This is a genomic window from Microbulbifer variabilis (assembly GCF_052468405.1).
This window is the reverse complement of the sequence record NZ_CP174343.1, coordinates 3,131,428-3,152,299: the sequence shown is the minus strand read 5'-3', so window position 1 is coordinate 3,152,299 and position 20,872 is coordinate 3,131,428. Positions and strand designations below refer to the sequence as shown.

General features: G+C 53.2%; 18 protein-coding genes. 10 read left to right on the top strand and 8 right to left on the bottom strand.

Annotation, left to right across the window (positions count from 1 at the left end; all coding sequences use genetic code 11):
- Positions 1–164 precede the first annotated feature (164 nt).
- From hemA to ACJJJB_RS14385, 4 genes are read left to right on the top strand one after another with little or no spacing between them, the layout of a single operon-like run.
- The gene (gene hemA, locus ACJJJB_RS14400) at positions 165–1,442 is read left to right on the top strand and encodes a glutamyl-tRNA reductase (RefSeq protein WP_020412554.1); all 1,278 of its coding nucleotides are present in this window, start codon (positions 165–167) and stop codon (positions 1,440–1,442) included.
- Positions 1,439–2,521 carry a peptide chain release factor 1 gene (gene prfA, locus ACJJJB_RS14395; protein ID WP_020412555.1) on the top strand — a complete coding sequence of 361 codons (1,083 nt, stop codon included), beginning with the start codon at positions 1,439–1,441 and terminating at the stop codon, positions 2,519–2,521. Before hemA ends, prfA begins: the two co-directional genes overlap by 4 nt.
- A 38-nt stretch (positions 2,522–2,559) precedes the next feature.
- A complete protein-coding gene (prmC, locus tag ACJJJB_RS14390; RefSeq protein ID WP_020412556.1) occupies positions 2,560–3,387 on the top strand; it encodes a peptide chain release factor N(5)-glutamine methyltransferase in 828 nt (275 codons plus the stop codon).
- A gap of 51 nt (positions 3,388–3,438) precedes the next feature.
- Complete coding sequence (locus tag ACJJJB_RS14385; protein WP_020412557.1) at positions 3,439–4,341, top strand: cation diffusion facilitator family transporter; 903 nt, start codon at positions 3,439–3,441, stop codon at positions 4,339–4,341.
- Here the strand turns inward: ACJJJB_RS14385 and ACJJJB_RS14380 are convergent.
- The 3 genes from ACJJJB_RS14380 to ACJJJB_RS14370 all read right to left on the bottom strand — a co-directional run bounded on the left by ACJJJB_RS14380 (position 4,338) and on the right by ACJJJB_RS14370 (position 8,250).
- The gene (locus ACJJJB_RS14380) at positions 4,338–5,831 is read right to left on the bottom strand and encodes a succinylglutamate desuccinylase/aspartoacylase family protein (RefSeq protein WP_444946250.1); all 1,494 of its coding nucleotides are present in this window, start codon (positions 5,829–5,831) and stop codon (positions 4,338–4,340) included. The genes ACJJJB_RS14385 and ACJJJB_RS14380 overlap by 4 nt on opposite strands.
- Before the next feature lie 131 nt (positions 5,832–5,962).
- Positions 5,963–7,318, bottom strand: a complete 1,356-nt coding sequence (locus tag ACJJJB_RS14375) for an MATE family efflux transporter (RefSeq protein WP_353376018.1) — start codon at positions 7,316–7,318, stop codon at positions 5,963–5,965.
- A 218-nt stretch (positions 7,319–7,536) separates the two neighbouring features.
- Entirely contained in the window at positions 7,537–8,250 is a 714-nt protein-coding gene (locus ACJJJB_RS14370) for an alpha/beta fold hydrolase (protein WP_445365076.1), read from the bottom strand.
- 122 nt (positions 8,251–8,372) lie between these two features.
- Between ACJJJB_RS14370 and ACJJJB_RS14365 the strand changes: the two genes are divergently transcribed.
- Genes ACJJJB_RS14365 through ACJJJB_RS14355 form a run of 3 tightly spaced genes read left to right on the top strand, consistent with a single transcriptional unit; the run spans position 8,373 to position 12,630 of the window.
- Complete coding sequence (locus tag ACJJJB_RS14365) at positions 8,373–9,002, top strand: HvfX family Cu-binding RiPP maturation protein (protein WP_020412561.1); 630 nt, start codon at positions 8,373–8,375, stop codon at positions 9,000–9,002.
- A gap of 49 nt (positions 9,003–9,051) precedes the next feature.
- The gene (gene rhlB, locus ACJJJB_RS14360; protein WP_157533416.1) at positions 9,052–10,569 is read left to right on the top strand and encodes an ATP-dependent RNA helicase RhlB; all 1,518 of its coding nucleotides are present in this window, start codon (positions 9,052–9,054) and stop codon (positions 10,567–10,569) included.
- Positions 10,570–10,629: 60 nt separating this feature from the next.
- Positions 10,630–12,630 carry an acyltransferase family protein gene (locus ACJJJB_RS14355; protein ID WP_444946253.1) on the top strand — a complete coding sequence of 667 codons (2,001 nt, stop codon included), beginning with the start codon at positions 10,630–10,632 and terminating at the stop codon, positions 12,628–12,630.
- A gap of 860 nt (positions 12,631–13,490) precedes the next feature.
- On the opposite strand, the gene cysZ is transcribed toward ACJJJB_RS14355, so the two are convergent.
- The 5 genes from cysZ to gatC form a co-directional block, all read right to left on the bottom strand.
- Positions 13,491–14,354: a sulfate transporter CysZ gene (gene cysZ, locus ACJJJB_RS14350; protein ID WP_445365075.1), complete on the bottom strand. Its 864-nt coding sequence runs from the start codon at positions 14,352–14,354 to the stop codon at positions 13,491–13,493.
- Positions 14,355–14,386: 32 nt separating this feature from the next.
- Positions 14,387–14,686 (bottom strand): PA4642 family protein, encoded by a 300-nt coding sequence (locus tag ACJJJB_RS14345; RefSeq protein WP_020412565.1) that lies wholly within the window; start codon positions 14,684–14,686, stop codon positions 14,387–14,389.
- Positions 14,687–14,753: 67 nt separating this feature from the next.
- Positions 14,754–16,205 carry an Asp-tRNA(Asn)/Glu-tRNA(Gln) amidotransferase subunit GatB gene (gene gatB / locus ACJJJB_RS14340; RefSeq protein ID WP_445365074.1) on the bottom strand — a complete coding sequence of 484 codons (1,452 nt, stop codon included), beginning with the start codon at positions 16,203–16,205 and terminating at the stop codon, positions 14,754–14,756.
- A gap of 11 nt (positions 16,206–16,216) precedes the next feature.
- Positions 16,217–17,662 (bottom strand): Asp-tRNA(Asn)/Glu-tRNA(Gln) amidotransferase subunit GatA, encoded by a 1,446-nt coding sequence (gene gatA / locus ACJJJB_RS14335; protein WP_020412567.1) that lies wholly within the window; start codon positions 17,660–17,662, stop codon positions 16,217–16,219.
- A 72-nt stretch (positions 17,663–17,734) separates the two neighbouring features.
- Positions 17,735–18,022: an Asp-tRNA(Asn)/Glu-tRNA(Gln) amidotransferase subunit GatC gene (gene gatC / locus ACJJJB_RS14330; RefSeq protein ID WP_020412568.1), complete on the bottom strand. Its 288-nt coding sequence runs from the start codon at positions 18,020–18,022 to the stop codon at positions 17,735–17,737.
- A gap of 355 nt (positions 18,023–18,377) precedes the next feature.
- On the opposite strand from gatC, the gene ACJJJB_RS14325 reads away from it, so the two are divergent.
- The 3 genes from ACJJJB_RS14325 to mreD all read left to right on the top strand — a co-directional run bounded on the left by ACJJJB_RS14325 (position 18,378) and on the right by mreD (position 20,851).
- The gene (locus ACJJJB_RS14325) at positions 18,378–19,412 is read left to right on the top strand and encodes a rod shape-determining protein (RefSeq protein ID WP_020412569.1); all 1,035 of its coding nucleotides are present in this window, start codon (positions 18,378–18,380) and stop codon (positions 19,410–19,412) included.
- A gap of 130 nt (positions 19,413–19,542) precedes the next feature.
- Positions 19,543–20,385, top strand: a complete 843-nt coding sequence (gene mreC, locus ACJJJB_RS14320) for a rod shape-determining protein MreC (RefSeq protein ID WP_020412570.1) — start codon at positions 19,543–19,545, stop codon at positions 20,383–20,385.
- Positions 20,372–20,851, top strand: coding sequence for a rod shape-determining protein MreD (gene mreD, locus ACJJJB_RS14315; protein ID WP_020412571.1), 480 nt, complete (start codon positions 20,372–20,374; stop codon positions 20,849–20,851). Before mreC ends, mreD begins: the two co-directional genes overlap by 14 nt.
- Positions 20,852–20,872 lie beyond the last annotated feature (21 nt).

The window sequence follows — 20,872 nt, the reverse complement described above, 5'->3', positions numbered from 1 at the left end:
TAATTCTAGTCGCGAATCCGCTTCTGGACGCTGGGTCCCGGTCCGCTAAGTCAAATCAGCGCGCAATTAAACCGTCTCCCGACCTTGCAAGCAAAGCGGCGGCCCGTGAAAATGCGCCCCCTATACGGATGATGTACTCCTAGATTTATAGCCGACGGAACTCTATGCCAATTCTTACCCTGGGGATCAACCACGATAGTGCACCGATAGAGGTGCGCGAACGGGTCGCCTTTGCGCCCGAGGTGATGCCCGGTGCCCTGGGGGATGCGCGCAAAGCGCTCGACTGCCGGGAGCTTGCGATTCTATCCACTTGCAACCGCACCGAAATCTACGGGAACCTGGAGGCGGAGCCTCTGTTGCGGTGGTTGGCAGAATACCACCAGATACCGCTCGAACAACTGAGGGGCTGCAGCTATGCCCACACTGGGGAAGCGGCGGTTCGCCACATGATGAGTGTTGCCTGCGGCCTTGACTCACTAGTTCTGGGCGAACCGCAAATCCTTGGCCAGATCAAGTCTGCTTATGCTGTGGCGAGGGAGTCTGGCAGTGTGGGTAGTGAGCTGCACCGGGTATTTCAGCGCGTGTTCACTGTGGCAAAGAAAGTTCGTACCGAAACGGCTATCGGCGAAAACCCGGTGTCTGTGGCCTATGCTGCCGTTTCTCTCGCTTCACGCATTTTTACCGATCTGAAAAAGCAAACCGCACTTTTGATTGGTGCGGGCGAGACAGTAGAGCTGGTTGCGCGTCATTTACTGGATCAGGGCATCAAACAACTCATTGTGGCCAACCGTACCCTCAGTCGTGCGCAGTTGCTGGCAGAGAATTTTGGTGCTGAAGCGATTCTGCTTGCCGATATTCCCGAACATCTTGCCCGCGCGGATATTGTAATTAGCTCTACTGCCAGCCAACTGCCAATTTTGGGTAAGGGAGCAGTGGAGTCGGCTTTGCGCAAGCGTCGTCACAGCCCGATGTTTATGGTGGATATAGCGGTACCGCGGGATATAGAGCCCCAGGTTGGTGAACTCGATGATGTATACCTCTACACCGTAGATGACTTGCGCGGAGTGATTGATGAGGGCATGCGCTCTCGAGAGAGGGCGGCAGAGGCGGCGAGAGAAATTATTGAAGTCGCCGCGGCAGAATTCTCTAAAGAGAGTCGGGCGCTTGGTGCAGTGGATACCATCCGCAGCTATCGACAGCGTGCACAGCAAATCAGCGGTACTGAATTAGAAAGGGTACTCTTGCAACTGGATAAGGGTGAGGATCCTCGCCGCCTGATGGAGCAGTTGGCCCGCTCACTGACAAATAAATTAATCCATGCGCCTACGATCAGCCTCAAAAAAGCGACAGCTGAAGGCGACCTGGAGCGGCTGCGCATTGCCCGCGAAGTGGTTGGGTTGGATGACCTTGCCGATATCGAATCAGAGAAAAAACACAGATGAAAGAATCGCTACTGAATAAACTGGAAAACTTGCAGGAACGTCACGAGGAAGTGTCGGCGCTGCTAGGTGATGCCAGTGTGATTTCCGACCAGGATCAGTTCCGCGAGTTATCGCGGGAATACTCCGAGCTGGAAGAAGTGGTCAAATGTTATGGCCGCTATAAACAGCTTAAAGAAGATATGGCAGCTGCGCAGGAGATGCTCGATGAGAGCGATCAGGAAATGCGTGAAATGGCCCAGGAGGAGCTGCGCGAGGCCGAGGCCCAGGTGGAACCCCTGGAGCGTGAGTTGCAGACTTTGCTGCTACCCCGCGACCCCAATGATCGCAAAAATGTCTTTTTGGAAATTCGTGCAGGCACTGGTGGCGACGAGGCGGCAATTTTCTCTGGTGATCTATTTCGCATGTATTCGCGCTACGCGGAGAAGCAGGGCTGGCGTATTGAGATCGTCAGTGAGAATGCCGGCGAGCATGGAGGCTACAAGGAGATTATCACTAGAGTGGCCGGTGAAGATGTGTATGCCAAGCTGAAATTTGAGTCCGGTGCTCACCGTGTGCAGCGAGTTCCGGAAACGGAATCCCAGGGGCGTATTCACACCTCCGCCTGCACAGTGGCGGTGATGCCTGAGCCCGATGAGCGCGATGCTATTGAAATAAACAAGGCCGACCTGCGTGTGGATACCTATCGCGCCTCGGGTGCCGGTGGCCAGCATGTAAACAAAACTGACTCCGCTGTGCGCCTGACCCATTTGCCCACCGGAATTGTGGTTGAGTGCCAGGACGAACGCTCTCAGCATAAAAACAAAGCCAAGGCGATGGCGCTTTTACAGGCCAAGCTTTCCAGTGAACAAGAGGCCGCTGCCGCACAGGAAATTTCTGATGCGCGCAGGAGTCTGGTTGGCAGCGGAGATCGCTCCGAACGCATCCGTACTTACAATTATCCCCAGGGGCGGGTGACTGACCACCGTATTGGCCTGACCTTATACAAACTCGATGAGGTGATGCAGGGTGCTCTGGAGGAGGTGATTGGCCCGCTACGCACTGAGCACCAGGCGGACCAGCTGGCAGCTATGGGGCAGTAGTTGAAGTTCAGTGTGACGTTATTGGGTAGAGTTTTCCTATGAGCAGTGTGAAGGGCAATCTCGCCCGTAGTGTTGAACTCACTAATAGCGAGTCGGCTCGTCTCGATATAGAAGTGCTGCTTGCACATATTCTCGGCCGTGAGCGCACCTGGCTCTATACATGGCCAGAATATGAACTCACTACTGCCGAGCAGTATGAGTTTGACGTATTGCTTGTGCGGCGTAAAAACGGCGAGCCGGTTGCACATTTAACCGGTGAGCGGGAGTTCTGGTCGCTCACCTTAAAAGTCGATGCCTCTACCTTGATTCCCCGCCCTGATACCGAGCTGCTGGTGGAAACAGCCCTGGCACTTTGCCCTCAGAGCACACTGCGAGCGCTCGACCTGGGTACCGGTACTGGAGCTATTGCACTGGCGTTAGCTTCTGAAAAACCTGGCTGGCAAATTGTGGCTGCGGAGAAATCTGCAGCGGCGCTGGCACTGGCTGAGAGTAATCGTAAACGGCTTGGCTTCGGTAATGTGCAGGTTTTGGAGAGTCATTGGTTTGCACAATTGCCACCGCAGCACTTTTCATTAATCGTCAGCAATCCCCCATATATTGATGCCGCCGACCCCCATTTAGTAGAAGGGGATGTACGCTTTGAGCCGCGCTCGGCCCTGGTGGCAAAACGGGAGGGGCTGGCAGATATAGAGCTGATTGCTGAGCAAGCCGGAGATTTTCTGGATGAAGATGGCTGGTTGTTGGTAGAGCATGGTTGGCAGCAAGCGGAATCCGTTCGGAAGATTTTTATTGCAGCGGGGTATAGGGATGTTGAAAGTCGCAGGGATTATTCCGGCTGGGAGAGAATAACGTTGGGTCGGAAGTAGCTGTGGCCCGGCACTAAAAAATAGTCTGGAGGACTGATAGGGAGGGAGTCTATGCACGATCACGTCCACCACCGCAACGGCAATGGTGCATTGCGCCCACTCGTTATTGCCTTGCTTCTCACACTGAGCTTTTCAATTGTTGAGGCCATCGGAGGATGGCTGTCGGGTTCCCTCGCTCTGCTCGGGGATGCCGCCCACATGCTCACAGATACATTTGCCCTGGCGCTTGGAGCTATTGCCGCGGTGCTGGCGAAGAAGCCTGCGGACCGTGAGTTGTCTTTTGGCTGGGGGCGTGCGGAAGTACTGGCGGCAGTGACCAATGGTCTGATTATGCTGCTGATTGTCGTGGGAATTTCCTTTATGGCCATCAACCGCTTGCGTAACCCGCAGCCGGTACACGGTAGCACCGTGATGCTGATAGCTACAGCAGGCCTATTGATCAATATCCTGGCGGCCTGGGTATTGTTACGGGGGGAGCGCACGCTCAATATTCGCGGCGCACTGCTACATGTGATGGGAGATATGCTGGGCTCAATAGCAGCTTTAGCGTCGGGGGCAGTGATTTATTTCACTGGCTGGGTGCCGATTGACCCTTTGTTGTCGCTGCTGATCTGCTTCCTGATTCTGATTTCATGTGTGCGCCTGCTGCGCGATGCTGTAGATGTTTTGATGGAAAGGGTGCCGCGTGAACTGAGCCTGCCAACAGTGGGGGAGACCCTCGTGCAGGTTACCGGAGTGCGTTCAGTACACGACTTGCATATCTGGCGGCTGGACTCCAGTACCATCTCTCTTTCGGCGCATATTGTGGTGGATGATCTGCAGGCTTGGCCGGCGGTGTTGGAGCGCTTGCGGGAGACCCTGATCAAGCGCTTTGGTATTGATCATATTACCCTGCAGCCGGAGCCTATAGCGCAGGAAAGTATCACTATTATCGATAATGTCAGCGGCGCTTAGTCCTCTTCGCCCCGCAACTTCGCTGGGTTTTCAGTAGAGGGGGCAGCTGCTGAAGCTTTGCTGGCTTTGTTGTGGGTGTTTTCCTTGGCAGGCCCTTCCGCGACAACTTCCTGAGGCTGGCTGATCTGCTCCTGAGGGGCCTGGATGCCGATATGGTAGGCGGCGAATCCGGGCTGCACTACCTGGTCCAGAGCCATACCAAGTACTCTTCCGTCGTGCTCTGAACGTATCTCGGTACGCACATTGGTAATGGGGTTGGTGACTGTACCTAGCAGGTCTCCTTTGCGTACGAACTCACCCAGCTGAACTTCACTGAAAATAATGCCGCCATTGGAGGACCGCTGCCAGGTGGAGTTGTAATACACGGGCTCAGGATCCCCCCACAGGCGGAACTTACTTACCATTCCCAGCTGGTTAAGCAGGGTGCGAATGCCTTTCACACTGTGGCTGACAGAGCGTTCATCCAGGACCATGGGTGCGCCGGCTTCCAGGGTCACTGTGGGGATGCCCGCCTCCACGGCTGCTCGGCGCAGTGTGCCCTTGGCCCCGGCACTGTGCAGTACCACGGTAGAGCCAAAGCCCTTGGTCATTTTTACAATTTTTGGATTGGTCAGGTCGCCGCGTAACTGGGGCAGGTTGGTGCGGTAAAAGGAACCTGTGTGCAGATCAACCACTGCATTACAGTGGGTGATCACTTCGTGAAAAAAAGAATTTGCAATGCGAGAAGCGGAGGAGCCATTGGGATCACCGGGAAAATGCCTGTTGAGGTCGCGGCGATCCGTGAGATAGCGGGAGCTGCGGTGGAAACCCTGTAAATTGACAATAGGTACCCCAATAACCGCACCGTTTAGCTGCTCAGCATCCAGGTCATACATAACCCTGCGCACTGTTTCGACACCATTTAGTTCATCTCCGTGAACCGCAGCGGTAAGGCAGAGTACCGGTCCGGGCTTTGCTCCATTGACCACGAGTACAGCAGTAGGGCTGTAAACCCCCTCAAAATGCTGGCTGGGTGACCAAGCCAGGCGAGTGGAGGTGGCTGGAGGTACCTCGGCGCCGAGCAGGCGAAGGGGTTTGGCCTTTTCTACCTCTATGGAAATATTTCCCTGGGAGCTTGGGGTTGCCTTGGATACTGGCTGAGCAGAGGGGTTGGTTTCCGGCTCTTTCTTGGTGGTGGGGGTAACTTCGAGCTCGCCGATTGGTTGATCCAGCTGCAGATTCTCTGCCTGTGGCAGAGGTTGCTGCTCCGCGCTTTTCTCACTCCCTGTAGTTGCCGGTACAGTTTCTGTACTGTTGTCGTCATCACTGGCTCCTGTCGGTGGGCCTAGCTCTGAGATAACTGGCTGATCCAGCTGTAAGTTTTCCGCTTTGGGCACGGCCTGCTCCTGTCCCTTATCACCCTCACTCAGGGCTGTGGCCTGGGTCGAGGTAAAAAATAGGGCGAGGCTAAGCAGGCGGTGCGGCCTGGTCAGGGAGAGGCGCAAAATCATTCGGTACTCCGGTCAACTTCGTATGGCGGGCTGTGCTGATTATTGGCTGGTGTTCAGCACGCTTGGGGACTTGGAGCGCCAGTATAGTCAAAGCGTTCCCTGAGAATGTGATACATCGCCAACTACAGGGGCTATCTAGCGCGTGCTATCGCTACACGGCTGGTATGCCTAAATCGTAGTATCAGTAAAACTGAAGCGGTTCCGAGGCCAATACACACACCGGTCCAGTAGCCGTAAACACCCCAGAAATTTTCTCCCAGCCAGTAGGCGCTGGGGAGGCCAACCAACCAGTAGGAGAACAGTTGGACATACATGGGAACCCTGGTGTCTTTGTAACCCCGAAGTGCTCCCCAAGTCATAGCTTGGGCGACATCCACCAACTGGAAAGCGGCGCAGAGCAACAGCAGGTTTGTGGCTACAGCGATAATTTCCGCATTATCTGTGTAGGCTTGTACAAACAGGCTGCGCAGAGTAATTAACAGCAAACCGGTCCCCAAGGCATAGATTACACCGGTACCGATGCCCACTTTGCCAGTAAACATCGCCCGCTTTGGGCGGTCCTGGCCGAGAAGATGCGCTGTTCGAATGCTAAGTGCTTGCGCTAGTGCCAGTGCCACCAGGTAAAAAATCGAGCCGACATTCATGCTGATCTGGTGGGCAGCTACGATGGCTGCACCATAGGGGGCCAGTAAAACTGTCAAGCTTGCGAAGAATGTTACCTCGCCAGCAGCGCCCACGCACACAGGCAGGCCTACCGCGAGCAAATGACGCAGGGTTGGCCAATGGGGTTTATCAGGTATTAACCTGAGCTTTAAGGAGTGATAAACCGGATCATTACCTGCATGCCAGAACAGTGCCAGGGCAATAAGACAGCTGACTGCAGCGGTGGCCCAACCACAACCAGCACCGCCCATGGCGGGAATGGGGCCAGCACCAAACACAAAGAGGATATCCAGCGGAATATTAAGCAGGGCGGCAGCTAAATAGATGCGCATGACCGGGCGCACCTGCCCCATACCCTCGCAGTAACCGCGCAGTGCGGTGCCCAGGGCAAATGGTAGCGTGCCGGCGGTGAGAGCCAGAATATAGCCCTCTAAAACTTGGCGAACTGGTTCTTCCGTATCAATCCACTGGCTCCATATTGGGACCGCAAGCAGCGCGAGAAGTACGAGTATCCCGCCAATAAGGGCAATCCACAGGGCTTGGTGCAGTTGCTTGGCACAGCCTTCTTCATCTCTTCCGCCGCGTAGGTGGGCAACTGCTGGGGATACTGCGGCAAGAAGACCGATCAGGGTTACAGCGCATACTGCCCAGATGCTGGAGCCGAGCGCCAAGCCCGCCAGGTTCACCTCACCAGCGCGGCCGGCAACAATAGTATCCACAACCCCCATACTCACTACCGCCAGGTTACTGACCACTAGTGGTCCCCCCAGCGTAGTCAGGTGGGATAATTCGGTGGAGATGGCGCGTCGATAAAGCTTAAACAATGGGTGAACCAGATTTCTTGGAATAGTGCCTGTGGATAACTGTGAGATACCAGCCAATTCCACCAGAAGACTGTGGCAATACAGTTTTTATCGAATTGACCGGCTTTGCCAAATGGCCTTAAAGGCTAGGTGGGGGGCTGAAAGGGAAGTACAGCACAGGTAACCCGTCGCCAAAAAGGTCGCTTATTCTACGGTGAAATCTGTTCTTCGCCCAGCGGTTAGGAGGGGATTTTCTGCAATAGTTTGGCGACTGTTTGCGCCGCATTGATGATACAGCCATGGCTCTCGGCAATTTCAAGGTAATGCCACCCGGGGATTTTGCGTGCCTGTTCGCCACTGATGTTGGCAGGGGGGTAATAAGGCTTGGTGCAACGAATATATGTACAAGGCGGCCCTTGTGCCGGGGCTTGGCTCAGTTGGATTGGGTCCAGGTAGGTTTTTACCGGGTGTGGTGTCATATGCCTACGCAGCCAGTTTAGCTCCTGTGACTTCTTAATCCCCATCAACCTCGGGTCCATCGGCATAAAGCAGCGAGTACCTTGAGTCTCTTTTGCCGCGGCTAACCGCCGGGAGCGTATTTTTTCTGGCAGCTGTTCAGCAAAAGCGTGGCCGGGTAGTGGAATAGCGCCATCCAGGTAGACCAGGCGGCGAATACGTTGCGGCATGGCATCTGCGGCACCAGTAGCGGCCATGCCGCCAAAGCTGTGGCCTACCAGGATAACCTGTTCCAGATCCTCGAATTCAATCACATTTACCAGGTCCTGGATAAACGTATCCATCCCTATGGATGGGGATAGCAAATGGTGTCTTTCACCTAAACCTGTCTGCGTGGGGGTGAAAACCCGGTGCCCGGCGGTTATCAGGTGCTGTACTACGCGGGCCCAGCACCAGCCCCCGAGGAACATACCGTGGACAAGTACATAGGTGTTCACCCAACTGTCCTCATATTGCCATTGAAGGAACAAGCATAGTTGGCTGTGGCAGGGACTCTCTTGTAAGAGATGCCGTATTCGCTCGACTAAAGTGAACAAATACAGCAAAGAGAGTGATGATAATGAGTGGTGCGATGAATACCCTGAGCAACTGGTACGGTTGCTTTTTGCATTTCGTGCACAAGATTGACTGGCTTGGGCCTCTAGCGTTACGAATCTACTTGGCACCCATATTTATTTTGGCCGGGCTCAACAAAATGGGCAGTATTGATGAGGTGGCTGCGTGGTTTGGCAATCCTGACTGGGGCCTGGGTCTGCCGGCGCCAATGTTTATGGCTTGGGCAGCGGCGCTGATTGAATTCTTTGGTGGTATTGCCATTCTGTTTGGCTTTGCTACCCGCGTGGTGGCGATTCCACTGATGTTTGTAATGGCAGTGGCTGCGATCACCGCGCACTGGGAGAATGGTTGGTCGGCCCTGCCGGATAAGACGTTAGTGGCTCCTTGGGAATGGCGCGAGGATTTGATTGATGAGGCCATTACCCGTAAGGAAAGGGCGGTTGAGCTGTTGAAGGAGCATGGTAATTATCAATGGTTATCCGAGGCGGGCAGTATCACTGTCCTGAAGAACGGTATTGAATTCTCCGCAACCTATTTCATTATGTTGTTGGCGCTGCTCTGCAGCGGGGCCGGGCGCTTTGCCAGCCTTGATTATTGGCTGTGCCGCCATTTTAGCAGGCGGGAATCCGTCTAGAGTGATGGTATACTCGCCGATTATTTGAACATTTGAGCGAGTATTTCACTTGATAGGAAAGTTGTTCCGTCGTTCCTCCTCTAAAGAGGATAAGAGCCCACGCCAGGGAGATGAGCGCTCTAAGCGCCGCAAAGATGACCAGAATCCAGCGGATCGCGCCTCAAAAGGCCATTCTGCTCGGGACAAGTCTGGTCAGGGCGAGGGTAGGTCGCGCCGGAGCGGCGGTAAAGCCTCCCACAAGGGGCGCCAGCGCAGTCGCAAACCCAAGGTGGAGATTGCGGTGACACCTTGGTCACTGGATGACTTCCAGGTTCCTGAACAAGAGGGCAAGGTACGCTTTCACGATCTGGGTTTGCCCCCGGAACTGATGCGGGGAATTCACGACCTGGGCTTCCAGTATTGCTCCCCTATCCAGGGGCGCTCCCTGCCGCATACTCTGAATGGTCACGATTTAGTCGGTAAGGCGCAGACGGGTACTGGTAAAACGGCGGCCTTTCTGATTACTGTCATTGAAGACTTACTTCGCCACCCCTTCGAAGGCGAGCGCTATGCCGGTGAGGCCCGTTCACTGATTATTGCACCTACGCGTGAATTGGTGATGCAGATCGCTGATGACGCCAAGGCCCTGTGTAAGTACACGGGCCTGGAAATCCATACCCTGGTTGGTGGTATGGATTACGACAAACAGCAGCGCAACCTGAATGAGCGTTTGGTGGATATCCTGGTTGCCACGCCTGGGCGCCTGCTGGACTTTGTCGGTAATCGCGATTGTTATCTGGACCAGGTAGAAGTCCTGGTAATCGATGAGGCGGATCGCATGCTGGATATGGGATTTATCCCCCAGGTGCGTAGAATCGTGCGCCAAACTCCCCGCAAAACTCATCGCCAGACGATGTTTTTTTCTGCCACTTTCACGCCCGAGGTGGATGCACTGGTTGAGCAGTGGACCGATGATCCGGTAATTGTGGAAATCGAGCCTGAGCGGGTTGCCACAGACAGTGTGGAGCAGCATGTATACCTGGCCGCTAGTGAGGAAAAATATGCGCTGCTTTACAACATCCTACAGCGCGAGGAAGTCGATAGTCTGATTGTATTCGCCAACCGCCGCGACCAGTGCCGACGACTGCACGAACATCTCCTTGCCCACGGTATTGCTGCTGGTTTGCTCTCAGGGGAAGTCGCACAGAACAAACGTGTGCGCACCCTTGACGACTTTAAGTCGGGCAAGACCAAAGTCCTTGTGGCAACAGATGTTGCCGGACGTGGTATCCATATCGATGGTATCAGTCATGTGGTGAATTTCACTCTACCGGAGGAGCCGGAAGATTACGTGCACCGAATTGGTCGTACAGGCCGGGCGGGCAAAACAGGTACCTCTATCAGCTTTGCCTGTGAAGATGATGCCATGCGCCTTGAGCCGATTGAGCAACTGTTGGGCCAAAAGTTGAAATGTGAAGTGCCGCCGGAGGAACTATTGGTAGAGCCCCCGCGAGTGAAAATTCAGCGAAGCCGTGAGGATAGAGGTAGCCGCAGTAGCGGAGGCCACCGTCGCCACCGCCGGCATTAAGGCGTTAAAACCCAATACAAAGCATATCTATCGATACTGAGAGTTAGTGGTTCCAAGGTTTTGAGTAGTATTGGTTATCGACGCGATATCGACGGGTTGCGCGCTTTAGCGGTTCTGCCGGTAGTTTTTGCCCATGCAGGGCTAGAAGGGTTTTCAGGTGGATTCGTCGGTGTCGATGTTTTCTTTGTGATATCTGGCTACCTGATTACCAGTATCCTGGTGAGAGAGGTTGAGGCAGGTAGCTTCTCCCTGGCAAATTTTTACGAACGGCGCGCCCGTCGCATCCTACCTGCCCTTTTTGCTGTCTTAATAACAACGATTGCGGTGGGGTGGTTTGTTTTACCACCGGAGCCTCTGAAAGAGCTTGCTCAATCGGTGCTCGCTACAGTCCTGTTCGTCTCGAATATATGGTTTTGGCAGAGCACAGAGGATTATTTTGGGGCTGGCGCAGATTGGCAGCCTCTCCTGCATACCTGGTCCCTCTCGGTTGAAGAGCAATTTTACCTGGGTTTCCCTCTTTTAATATGTCTCTTGGCTGCCCGAGGGCGCGGGCCGATGTGGCTTGTTGTGGCGGGAATATCACTGCTTTCTCTCGGCCTTTCAATCTGGGCCACCAGTGCACAACCTTTTGCTAATTACTTCCTTACTCCAACTCGGATATGGGAGTTGGGGATTGGAGCGTTAGTAGCACTGGGAGCATTTCCGAATGTGAAGCGGGCTTGGCTTCTGGAGCTGGCAGGGGCGCTCGGCACCTTAATGATCCTCACCAGCGTGTTTTTATTTGATGCCTCTACTCCCTTCCCGGGTGTTGCCGCTTTATTGCCTTGTGTGGGCACTGCCACGCTGATCTGGGCCGGCAGTCAGCGACTAACAGTGGCCGGCTTTCTTCTATCGTCGCGGCTTCTGGTTTCGGTAGGCTTGATTTCCTACTCTCTATACCTTTGGCACTGGCCTGTGTTGGTTTTGTTTAGGTTTTTAAATGGCTCGGCTGAGCTTCCATTTGAAATAGCCATAAAGGCAGTCCTGGTATCGGGGGGGCTTGCCTGGGTGAGCTGGAAGTTTGTGGAAGCACCTTTTCGCCAGCCCTCCGCGCGAGGGGTATCAAAACGTGGCCTGGCAAACACTTTCGGTGTAATGGCGATGCTGATCGTTTCTGTCTCCCTGGTAATCAATGTCAAAAAGGGTGTGCCTTCCCGTCTTCCCGAGCCATTATTTGCCACCTATCAAAATGCCAAAGAACGAACGTCTAAAGAGCGTCGTTGTATGGAGCGTTTACCTGAAGAAGGGCTCTGTGAATTGGGTGAGGCGAGCAGTGGAGCCTCAGTGGATTACCTGCTCTGGGGGGATTCCCATGCAGGTGCGTTTCTGCCTGGTTTTGAGCACTGGCTGAAAGTAAAGGGTTATCGCGGTATTGTGGCTGCAAAATCTGCCTGTGCGCCACTCCTTGGTATTGTTCGTCTAGAGATGGGCGCTATGCATGGATGCGATACTTTTAATGCCCAAATAATGGAGATGCTGGAACAGCGAAAGGATGTGAAGACCGTAGTTTTAGTGGCGCGGTGGGCGCTGGTAGTGGAGGGGAGTCGTTCCGCCGGTGAAAGTGGCCCGCCGGCAGTAATGGGGTTGGCAAAGACGGCATATGAAAAGCCCTCTTCTGGAGGAGCTTCTGTGAATAATTTTGAGCTGGTTGCCCAAGGTCTCCATCAGACTGTTGCTCGTATCCGTGCGAGTGGGCGTGAGGTAATAATTGTGGAGGGAATCCCTGAAATTTCTTTTTCTGTTCCGCTTGCCATCGCCAGCGCCGAATTTATCGGCGCACAACTGCAGGGCGCTCCGACCAAGAGAGATGTAGAAGAGCGTAATAAGAGAGTTACAAGAATCTTTAATAGTCTGGGAAAGGAGTTCCAGATAGAGCGCGTAAGCTTGGTGCCAGAATTATGTCCATCTCGATGCCAGATTCAGGTTGATGGGGAGCCCCTGTATCGTGATGATGATCACCTGAGCACTTTTGGCTCAATACGCTTGGTCCCGCAGATGATGGATAGTATCCCCAATGGTTAGGCCTTGATGCCCGCTAGTAATAAAGTTACTGCTGTCATGAGTCTACAGAGATACTGTCTCATCGGCGGGTAGGATTAGCATTGGGATAATAGCTGTGCGTCTTCAGCCCTCTTCAATCATTTAAGTTTGTTTTTGAATTAAATTGGATACTGTTGCTCCAATAACACACAGGGTGCAGTTGACCCTGGGGCGTGTCAGCATTCGAAAATTTCTCCCTTACATGAAATTGTTATAGTGCGAATGCGGACTCTCTCCCCTCATCCATAAAATTGAGTCCAGCTTTTACAGCACATCCTCAAGCAGAATTTACAGCAGTTGAGGAGTGAGGGAGTCGAGTTTCTATCCTTAGGGAAAAGAGGAAACTTCTATGGCTACATCGACGTGTGCAAAAAAATGGCCGATTGACCTTTTACCTGAATCAGCGCCTTGAGATCTTCTCAGCTGAGCGCCTCGGTTTAAAATTAAGCTCTTCCAGTAAGTTATTGGAGCATTCTGGGTGCGCTTTCCCAACCTCAATGAAAATATCGAGATTTACTATGACTACTTTTCAGAGCTAAATCTGTGTAGAAAAGTATTCGGCAGGGACTCCTTACCTATTTGTGGCAGGCATTAAGGGTCCCGTGGGCTTATACGATGCGTTGTTAGTAAACCGAATTCAGACACTGCTAGCTGGAAATTTATGGTCCCTGTCCTGGAAGAATTGGATGGGTTGCCTCATTGACGTGTTTAGACAGCACATATTGCCCGGATGCAAAAAACCTAGTATCGCTTAGCTCAAAGAAAAAAGTGCTCAGAAAGGTAAATAGGGATGCTGCAGAGGTTTGATTCAGGGCTCGGTATCGAGCCCCTGAGGCTAAAGTTTAAGTAATGCTTTTACTTGAAGAGTTGCTTTGCTGTTGGGTAGGGAAGCTATCTGTACCGGGATCACCCTCTTGTCGCAGGCGTTCAATCCACAGTGCAGTGCCACCGGCTACAGCTGCTGGCATTACAAAGATATTCAGGATCGGCACCATCTTTGCCAACATCACTGTGCCACCAAATGTGAGACTGGTTAGTTTACGACGGCGCAAGACACTTTTAAGCTCATCAAATGGCCGTTGGTGATTATCGAGGGGGTAGTCCACATATTGGATGGCCATGGACCAGGCACCCCAGACAGCAGTTAATACTGCTGGGATAATAATTGTCCAACTGGTGACCGTAGCCACCAATAAAATAATTAGCCCCCAGAATATAAAGTAGCCCAGCTTACGCAGTTCTCGGCCAAGGGTGCGCCAAATCATTTGCAGTAACGGCTCTGCCGGCGGTGTCTTTCCGGTGAGAAGCTCCTCTACCTTTTCAGCCAGAATACCATTGAAGGGTGCGGCAATAATATTGGTAATTACAGCAAACAGATAACCGTAAACAAGAAAAAAAAGAAACAACACCAGGAATGAAATAATCCAGGCAAGCCAGCGAAAAATGCTGGCGGCCCAGGCGGCACCTTTGGCCATGATTGCTTCCCACCAGGACATATTCGCGGTATCGACAGGGGTGTGAGATAGCAGGCTGCCAATATAGTCGCTGAGTCCTCCCAGTTGCGAAATCATGATGCCACTGATAATGATAAACAGCACCAGATTGATCAGTAATGGAACCAGGATAAAAGGGCGCAGTTCGCGCCGGGTTATCAGGTGCACACCGCGCACTAGCGCGTCGATACCGTGGATGGGGTTTGAAGTCATAAATTTACCTCTTACCGGTGCGGCGATAGTCTTTATTGTTCAGCGCCGGCGGCTTTCAGTATTTCACCGTACTCTTTACCCTGGCGGTGCTCTTTAATTCGGCTCAATAGGGTTTTACCATCGGGGCCAGGGCTGTTGAGGTCTTTCCCTTCGGCAAGAAATAGTTGAACAAAGGAGGCAAAGCTCTCTGCTTTCATACTGCGGTAAGCACGCTCAAGCAGGTGGTAGTCGAGGTTTACTCCCTTGGGGGCTTCTCCAATCAGGAAGCCGGCAATACGCTCCGTATCAAAAACTTCCCCGAGAACTTTTTGCTTGTCTTTTTTCTGGCTCAAAATCTTTTCCTTACTGCTGTCTTTACTGCCGGGATGTTACCCAGCTCAAGTATTCAAGGGTTAATAATTAAAGCAGGGCGTCCAGCTTTTCCTTGAGAATTTTGTTGATCATTTGTGGGTTTGCCTGACCCTTGGAGGCTTTCATGATCTGGCCAACAAAGTAGCCCATCATTTTGGGACGCTTGGATTCGTCAGCTCTACGGTAATTATCCACTTGAGCGTCGCTTGCGGCGATAACTTCATCCACCATTTTTTCGATGGCGCCAGTATCAGATACTTGCTTCAGGCCGCGTTTTTCAATGATGTCATCAGCGCTGCCTTCACCTTCACAGATTGCCTCAAACACCTGCTTGGCAATCTTGCTTGAAATAGTGTTGTCTTTTATACGGGTAATTAGGCCTGCCAGCTGTGTAGCGGAAATGGGGGACTCGGCAATACTGATTTCCTTGCGATTTAGCAGCGCAGCCAGCTCACCGGTTATCCAGTTGGCGGCCAGCTTGGGTTCGCCGCAGGACTTACATACAGTTTCGAAATACTCCGCACTGTCGCGATCCTGGGTCAGTTGATCGGCATCATATGCAGATAGATTGAATTCGGACTGGAAACGCTCGGCTTTGGTATCCGGCAGCTCCGGCAGTTCCTTGCGCAGCTGTTCAATATATTCTTCGGTGAGTACTACCGGCAGAAGGTCCGGGCAGGGAAAGTAGCGATAGTCATTGGCAACTTCCTTGCTGCGCATAGAGCGGGTCTCATTTTTGTCGGCGTCGTAGAGACGGGTTTCCTGCTCGATACTGCCGCCGTCTTCGAGGATATCGATCTGGCGCTCTGCTTCCACTTTGATGGCCCGCTCAACGAAGCGGAAAGAGTTGATATTCTTTAGCTCGGTGCGGGTGCCCAGTTTTTCCTCACCTTTTAATCGCACGGATACATTGGCATCACAGCGTAGGGAGCCCTGGGACATATCTCCATCAGAAATTCCCAAATAGGTCACGATGCTATGAATTTTCCTGAGGTAAGCAACTGCTTCGGCAGCACTTCGCATATCGGGTTCGGATACAATTTCAATCAACGGGGTTCCGGCTCGGTTGAGATCAATTCCAGACATGCCATGGAAATCTTCGTGTAGGGATTTACCTGCATCCTCTTCAAGATGAGCATGGTGCAAGCGCACTTTTTTGCTGCCTCCATCCTCCAGGTGAATTTCCACTTCCCCTGCTCCGACGATGGGCTGTTCCAGCTGGGTAGTTTGATAGCCTTTGGGTAGATCTGGATAGAAATAATTCTTACGTTCGAAAACGGATCGTTTGCTAATTTCCGCATTCATTGCCAGGCCAAACATTATCGCATAGCGAAAAGCTTGTTCATTGGGTACTGGCAAGGTACCGGGCATGGCCAGATCTACAGCACACGCTTGAGTATTGGGGGCGGCGCCAAAACGGGTGCTCGCACCGGAGAATAGTTTTGATTCGGTGGAGAGCTGGACGTGAACTTCCAGCCCGATAACGATTTCCCATTCCACGATATTTCTCCTTATACGGCGCTGGCTTTGTGCCAGTCTGTTACCTGCTGATACTGGTGCGCAATATTAAGCATGCGAGCCTCATCCAGGTAATTTCCGGTGATCTGCAGACCTACAGGCATATTATTTACAAGCCCGCAGGGGATAGACATTCCAGGGAGGCCTGCCAGGTTAGTGGCGATGGTATAAATATCTTCCAGATACATAGCAACCGGGTCGGCGCTCTTGGCACCCAGTTGGAAAGCGGGGGAGGGGGTGGTGGGTCCCATTATAACATCCACTTTTTCAAAGGCCTGCATGAAGTCCTGCTTGATCAGGCGGCGTACCTGCTGGGCCTTGTTGTAGTAGGCATCGTAATAGCCGGCTGACAAGGCATAGGTGCCCACCAGGATTCGGCGTTGGACCTCTTCGCCGAAGCCTTCGCCCCGGGAGCGCATGTACAGATCACGCAGATCGGAGGGCTGTTCACAGCGATGCCCATAGCGCACACCATCGAAGCGGGACAGGTTAGCAGAGGCTTCCGCCGGTGCGATGACGTAATAAGCGGGAATTGCCAACTCAGTGTGCGGCAGGCTGATATCGACCAATTCAGCCCCGAGTTTTTCAAATTCTTTGAGAGCATCCTGCACCCGGACAGCGGTATCACCATCGAGCCCCTCGCCGAAGTACTCCTTGGGTACACCAACTTTGAGCCCGGTGACGGAATCATTCAGTCTCGCGGTATAGTCCGCTTGGGGGCGATCCAGGCTGGTGGAATCTTTTGAATCATGGCTGGCCATAGCGGATAGCAAATAGGCTACGTCTTCTGCATTGCGCGCGATAGGACCGGCTTGATCCAGGCTTGAGGCATAGGCGACGATGCCCCAGCGGGATACGCGGCCATAAGTGGGTTTCAAGCCGGTCGTATTGGTCAATGCTGCTGGCTGGCGAATAGAGCCGCCGGTATCGGTAGCGGTGGCTCCCGGGACGAGGAGGGCTGCCACTGCGGCTGCTGAGCCGCCTGAAGAACCGCCGGGTACGTAATTAGTGTCCCAGGGATTTTTTACCGCGCCATAGTAGCTGCTTTCGTTGGAGGAGCCCATGGCAAACTCATCCATATTGGTTTTGCCCAGGGTAACGGTGCCAGCCGAATTCAGGTTTTCCACGATTGTGGCGTTGTAAGGCGGAATAAAATTGTCCAGCATTTTTGACGCGCAGCTGGTGCGAATGCCCTTGGTGCAGACAATGTCCTTGTGTGCGATAGGAACGCCACACAAGGCAGGAGCTTCCCCGGCAGCGAGGCGCTCGTCGGCCGCTTTAGCTTGGTTGAGGGCGAGCTCTTCAGTGACAGTGATAAAGCTGTTGTAGTTGCTATCCAGCTGCTGGATACGCTTGAGCAAATGTTGGGTAAGCTCAGTACTGGAGAACTCTTTACCCCGCAATCCGCGAATGATCTCGGCGATAGTAAATTGATGCATGATATTCCCTTAAGGCTTTGGCGGGATCAGATGATTGGCTTTCGAGTGGGCTTTGAAGTGATGGGTCCCGGCTCAGTCAATCACCTTGGGTACCAGATAGAGCCCCTCATCTGACTGAGGGGCCAAAGACAGGAAACTATTTCGCTGGTCGGTTTCGGTTACCGCATCGGCACGGAGGGTTTGCACCTCATCAAGGGGGTGTGCCATGGGGATTACACCATCGGTGTTGATGGCCTGCAGCTGGTCTACCAGTTGTAGAATGTCACCAAGGCGGCTGCTGACTTCCTCTATGGTTGCGTTGGATATGGCGATGCGGGCTAGCTCGGCCAGCTTTTCTACGGTTTGTGTATCCACGGCCATGGCGATGGAACTCCTCCAGCTTGAGTTGCGAATCAATGCTTACCCAGACGCATGCCGGGCAGAACCGGCAAATTTAGCACAACATGCTGTTATTCTCATCGGCCCTGGCAACTCGGGATTATTGCAATCGATTAGTCCAGCTTCAGCCTTGCTCTGAACCGGCGCCATTGTTAGAGTTTGCCGAATCCTGCCGGGCGGTGAGAGACTCCGGTGTGTTGCGTAAATTCCGATTCGAAATGCGGCTCGGAACTCAGAATTATTTGCGCGGACTAATTAGGATTTATATCCATAAAATAAGCCGCGCCCGCAGTGCCCGACCTGGGGGCTGACAATTAGTACAAGGTAATCGAATTCCATGTTTAAACGTTTGCGGGGTATGTTCTCCAGTGATCTCTCCATTGACCTGGGAACCGCCAATACGCTGATTTACGTTCGCGATCGCGGCGTAGTTCTCGACGAGCCATCAGTCGTCGCTATTCGTCATTACAATGGCCAGAAAATCGTTGAGGCCGTCGGTGTAGAAGCCAAACGTATGCTCGGCCGAACTCCCGGTAATATCACTGCTATCCGCCCCTTAAAGGATGGTGTTATCGCCGACTTCCAGGTAACTGAAAAAATGTTGCAGCACTTTATTAAAAAAGTGCATGAAAACAGCTGGATGCGCCCAAGCCCGCGTGTGCTGGTATGCGTGCCCTGCCAGTCTACCGAAGTGGAACGCCGTGCGATCCGCGAGTCTGCGCTTGGTGCTGGCGCCCGCGAGGTGTCCCTGATTGAAGAGCCTATGGCCGCAGCAATCGGTGCCGGCCTGAATGTGGAGGAGGCGAGTGGTTCCATGGTGGTAGATATCGGTGGTGGCACCACTGAGATTGCCATTATCTCCTTGAACGGCGTGGTTTACTCTGATTCAGTGCGTATTGGCGGTGATCGTTTTGATGAGGCCATCGTCAACTATGTGCGTCGTAACTACGGCAGCGTTATTGGTGATGCCACTGCCGAGCGCATCAAAGAAGAGATTGGCTGTGCCTATGCGGGCAGTGAGGTACGTGAGATCGATGTGCGTGGTCGTAATCTGGCGGAAGGGGTGCCCCGCAGTTTCACCCTCAATTCAGATGAAATTCTCGAAGCCCTGCAGGAGCCATTGACTGGTATTGTACAAGCAGTGAAGAGCGCTCTGGAGCAATCGCCCCCCGAGCTTGCTTCGGACATTGCTGAGCGCGGTATGGTGTTGACCGGTGGCGGTGCTTTGCTTCGCGATTTGGACCGATTGCTGATGGAGGAGTCCGGTTTGCCGGTAATTGTTGCAGATGATCCTCTGACCTGTGTGGCCCGTGGTGGCGGTAAGGCCCTGGATATGCTGGATCGCAGCCGTTTGTATCTGATGTCAAACTAAGTCAAGTAAGGTCGAGGCAGTGTTCCGATGAGAATAGCGGGGCCGTCTTGGCAGTTAGTTTCACGTTTCAGTGACATCCGATATATATTGTGAGAACAATAAGCATTGATCTTTATAAAGGGGGCTGCCCTTGAAACCGCTATTTACCCGCGGCCCCTCCCAAGAGACCCGCCTGATTACTTTGGCTGTTTTGTCAATCGCCTTGTTTGTAATCAGCTACTCTACCGACTGGTTCCACACTATCCGTGAGCGGCTATTCGATGCCGTCGCCCCTCTTTATTGGATTACCGGTACCCCTGAGAGAGTGACTGATTGGGCCGGTGAGCAGTTTCGCTCCCGTGATGAATTGCTCGAAGAAAATGACCGCCTCAAGCGCCAGGTATTATTGCTGGAGCAACGCAGCCAGTTATTAGCAGCCGTAAAGGCGGAAAATACCCAGCTCAAGGAGCTGATGAACTCGGCTGAGATGGTTGATGACCGTGTGCTGGTCGCCCAGATTATCGGCGTGTCCCCTGACCCCTTGGAGCATGTCCTGCTTATTGATAAAGGCAGGGATGACGGTGTCGATGTGGGCACACCGGTGATGGATGCAGGCGGCTTGCTCGGGCAGGTGATTGAAGCCGGAAATTCATTTAGCCGGATTCTGTTGATCACAGATTCCAGCCACGCCATCCCGGTACAGGTGTTGCGCAACAGCATGCGTACCGTAGCCGAAGGTACTGGGGATCTGTATCGGCTTAAGCTGCGTCACCTGGCCAATACCAGTGATATTCGCGAGGGAGACCTGCTACTGAGCTCAGGCCTTGGTGGTCGCTTTCCGGCAGGTTACCCGGTTGGAGAAGTGATGTCGGTCACTCGTGACCCGGGCAAGCCTTTTGCGGAGGCTGAAGTGTTGCCCCGCGGCCGCATGAACCGCAGTCGTTTTGTGCTTGCGGTTATCAGTGACAGGGGGCAGGGCCTTGCAAGCGAGTAGCCGCTGGTTTATCGCCGCTACCATTTTTCTGTCAATGCTGCTGGTAGTAATGCCCTTGCCTCAACAGTGGCTCTGGTTTCGCCCGGCATTTCCCGCCCTACTTATCATATTTTGGGTTTCGCGGATGCCCCAGTCTCTCGGTGTGGGTTTTGCTTGGCTGGTGGGAATCCTGGAGGATCTGGTAACTGGAGCAAGTCTCGGTACCCATGCTTTGGCCCTCGCTGTATTGGCGTATTTCAGTCTTTTGACCTACCAGCGCACAAGGGTCTTCAACCCGGCTCAACAACTCTTGTGGGTTTTTGTCCTGGTGGGTATTAATCAGGTAGTAGGAAACTGGGTGCATGGGTTGGAGGGAAAAACAGTGCCTGGACTGACCTTCCTATGGCCCGCACTTACTACGGCATTATTGTGGCCCTGTGTTACCCCTCCTTTGCGAGGCCTTTGTAATCGCCTTCACATTCGCTGACTGAACCGTCAGATTGTAAAT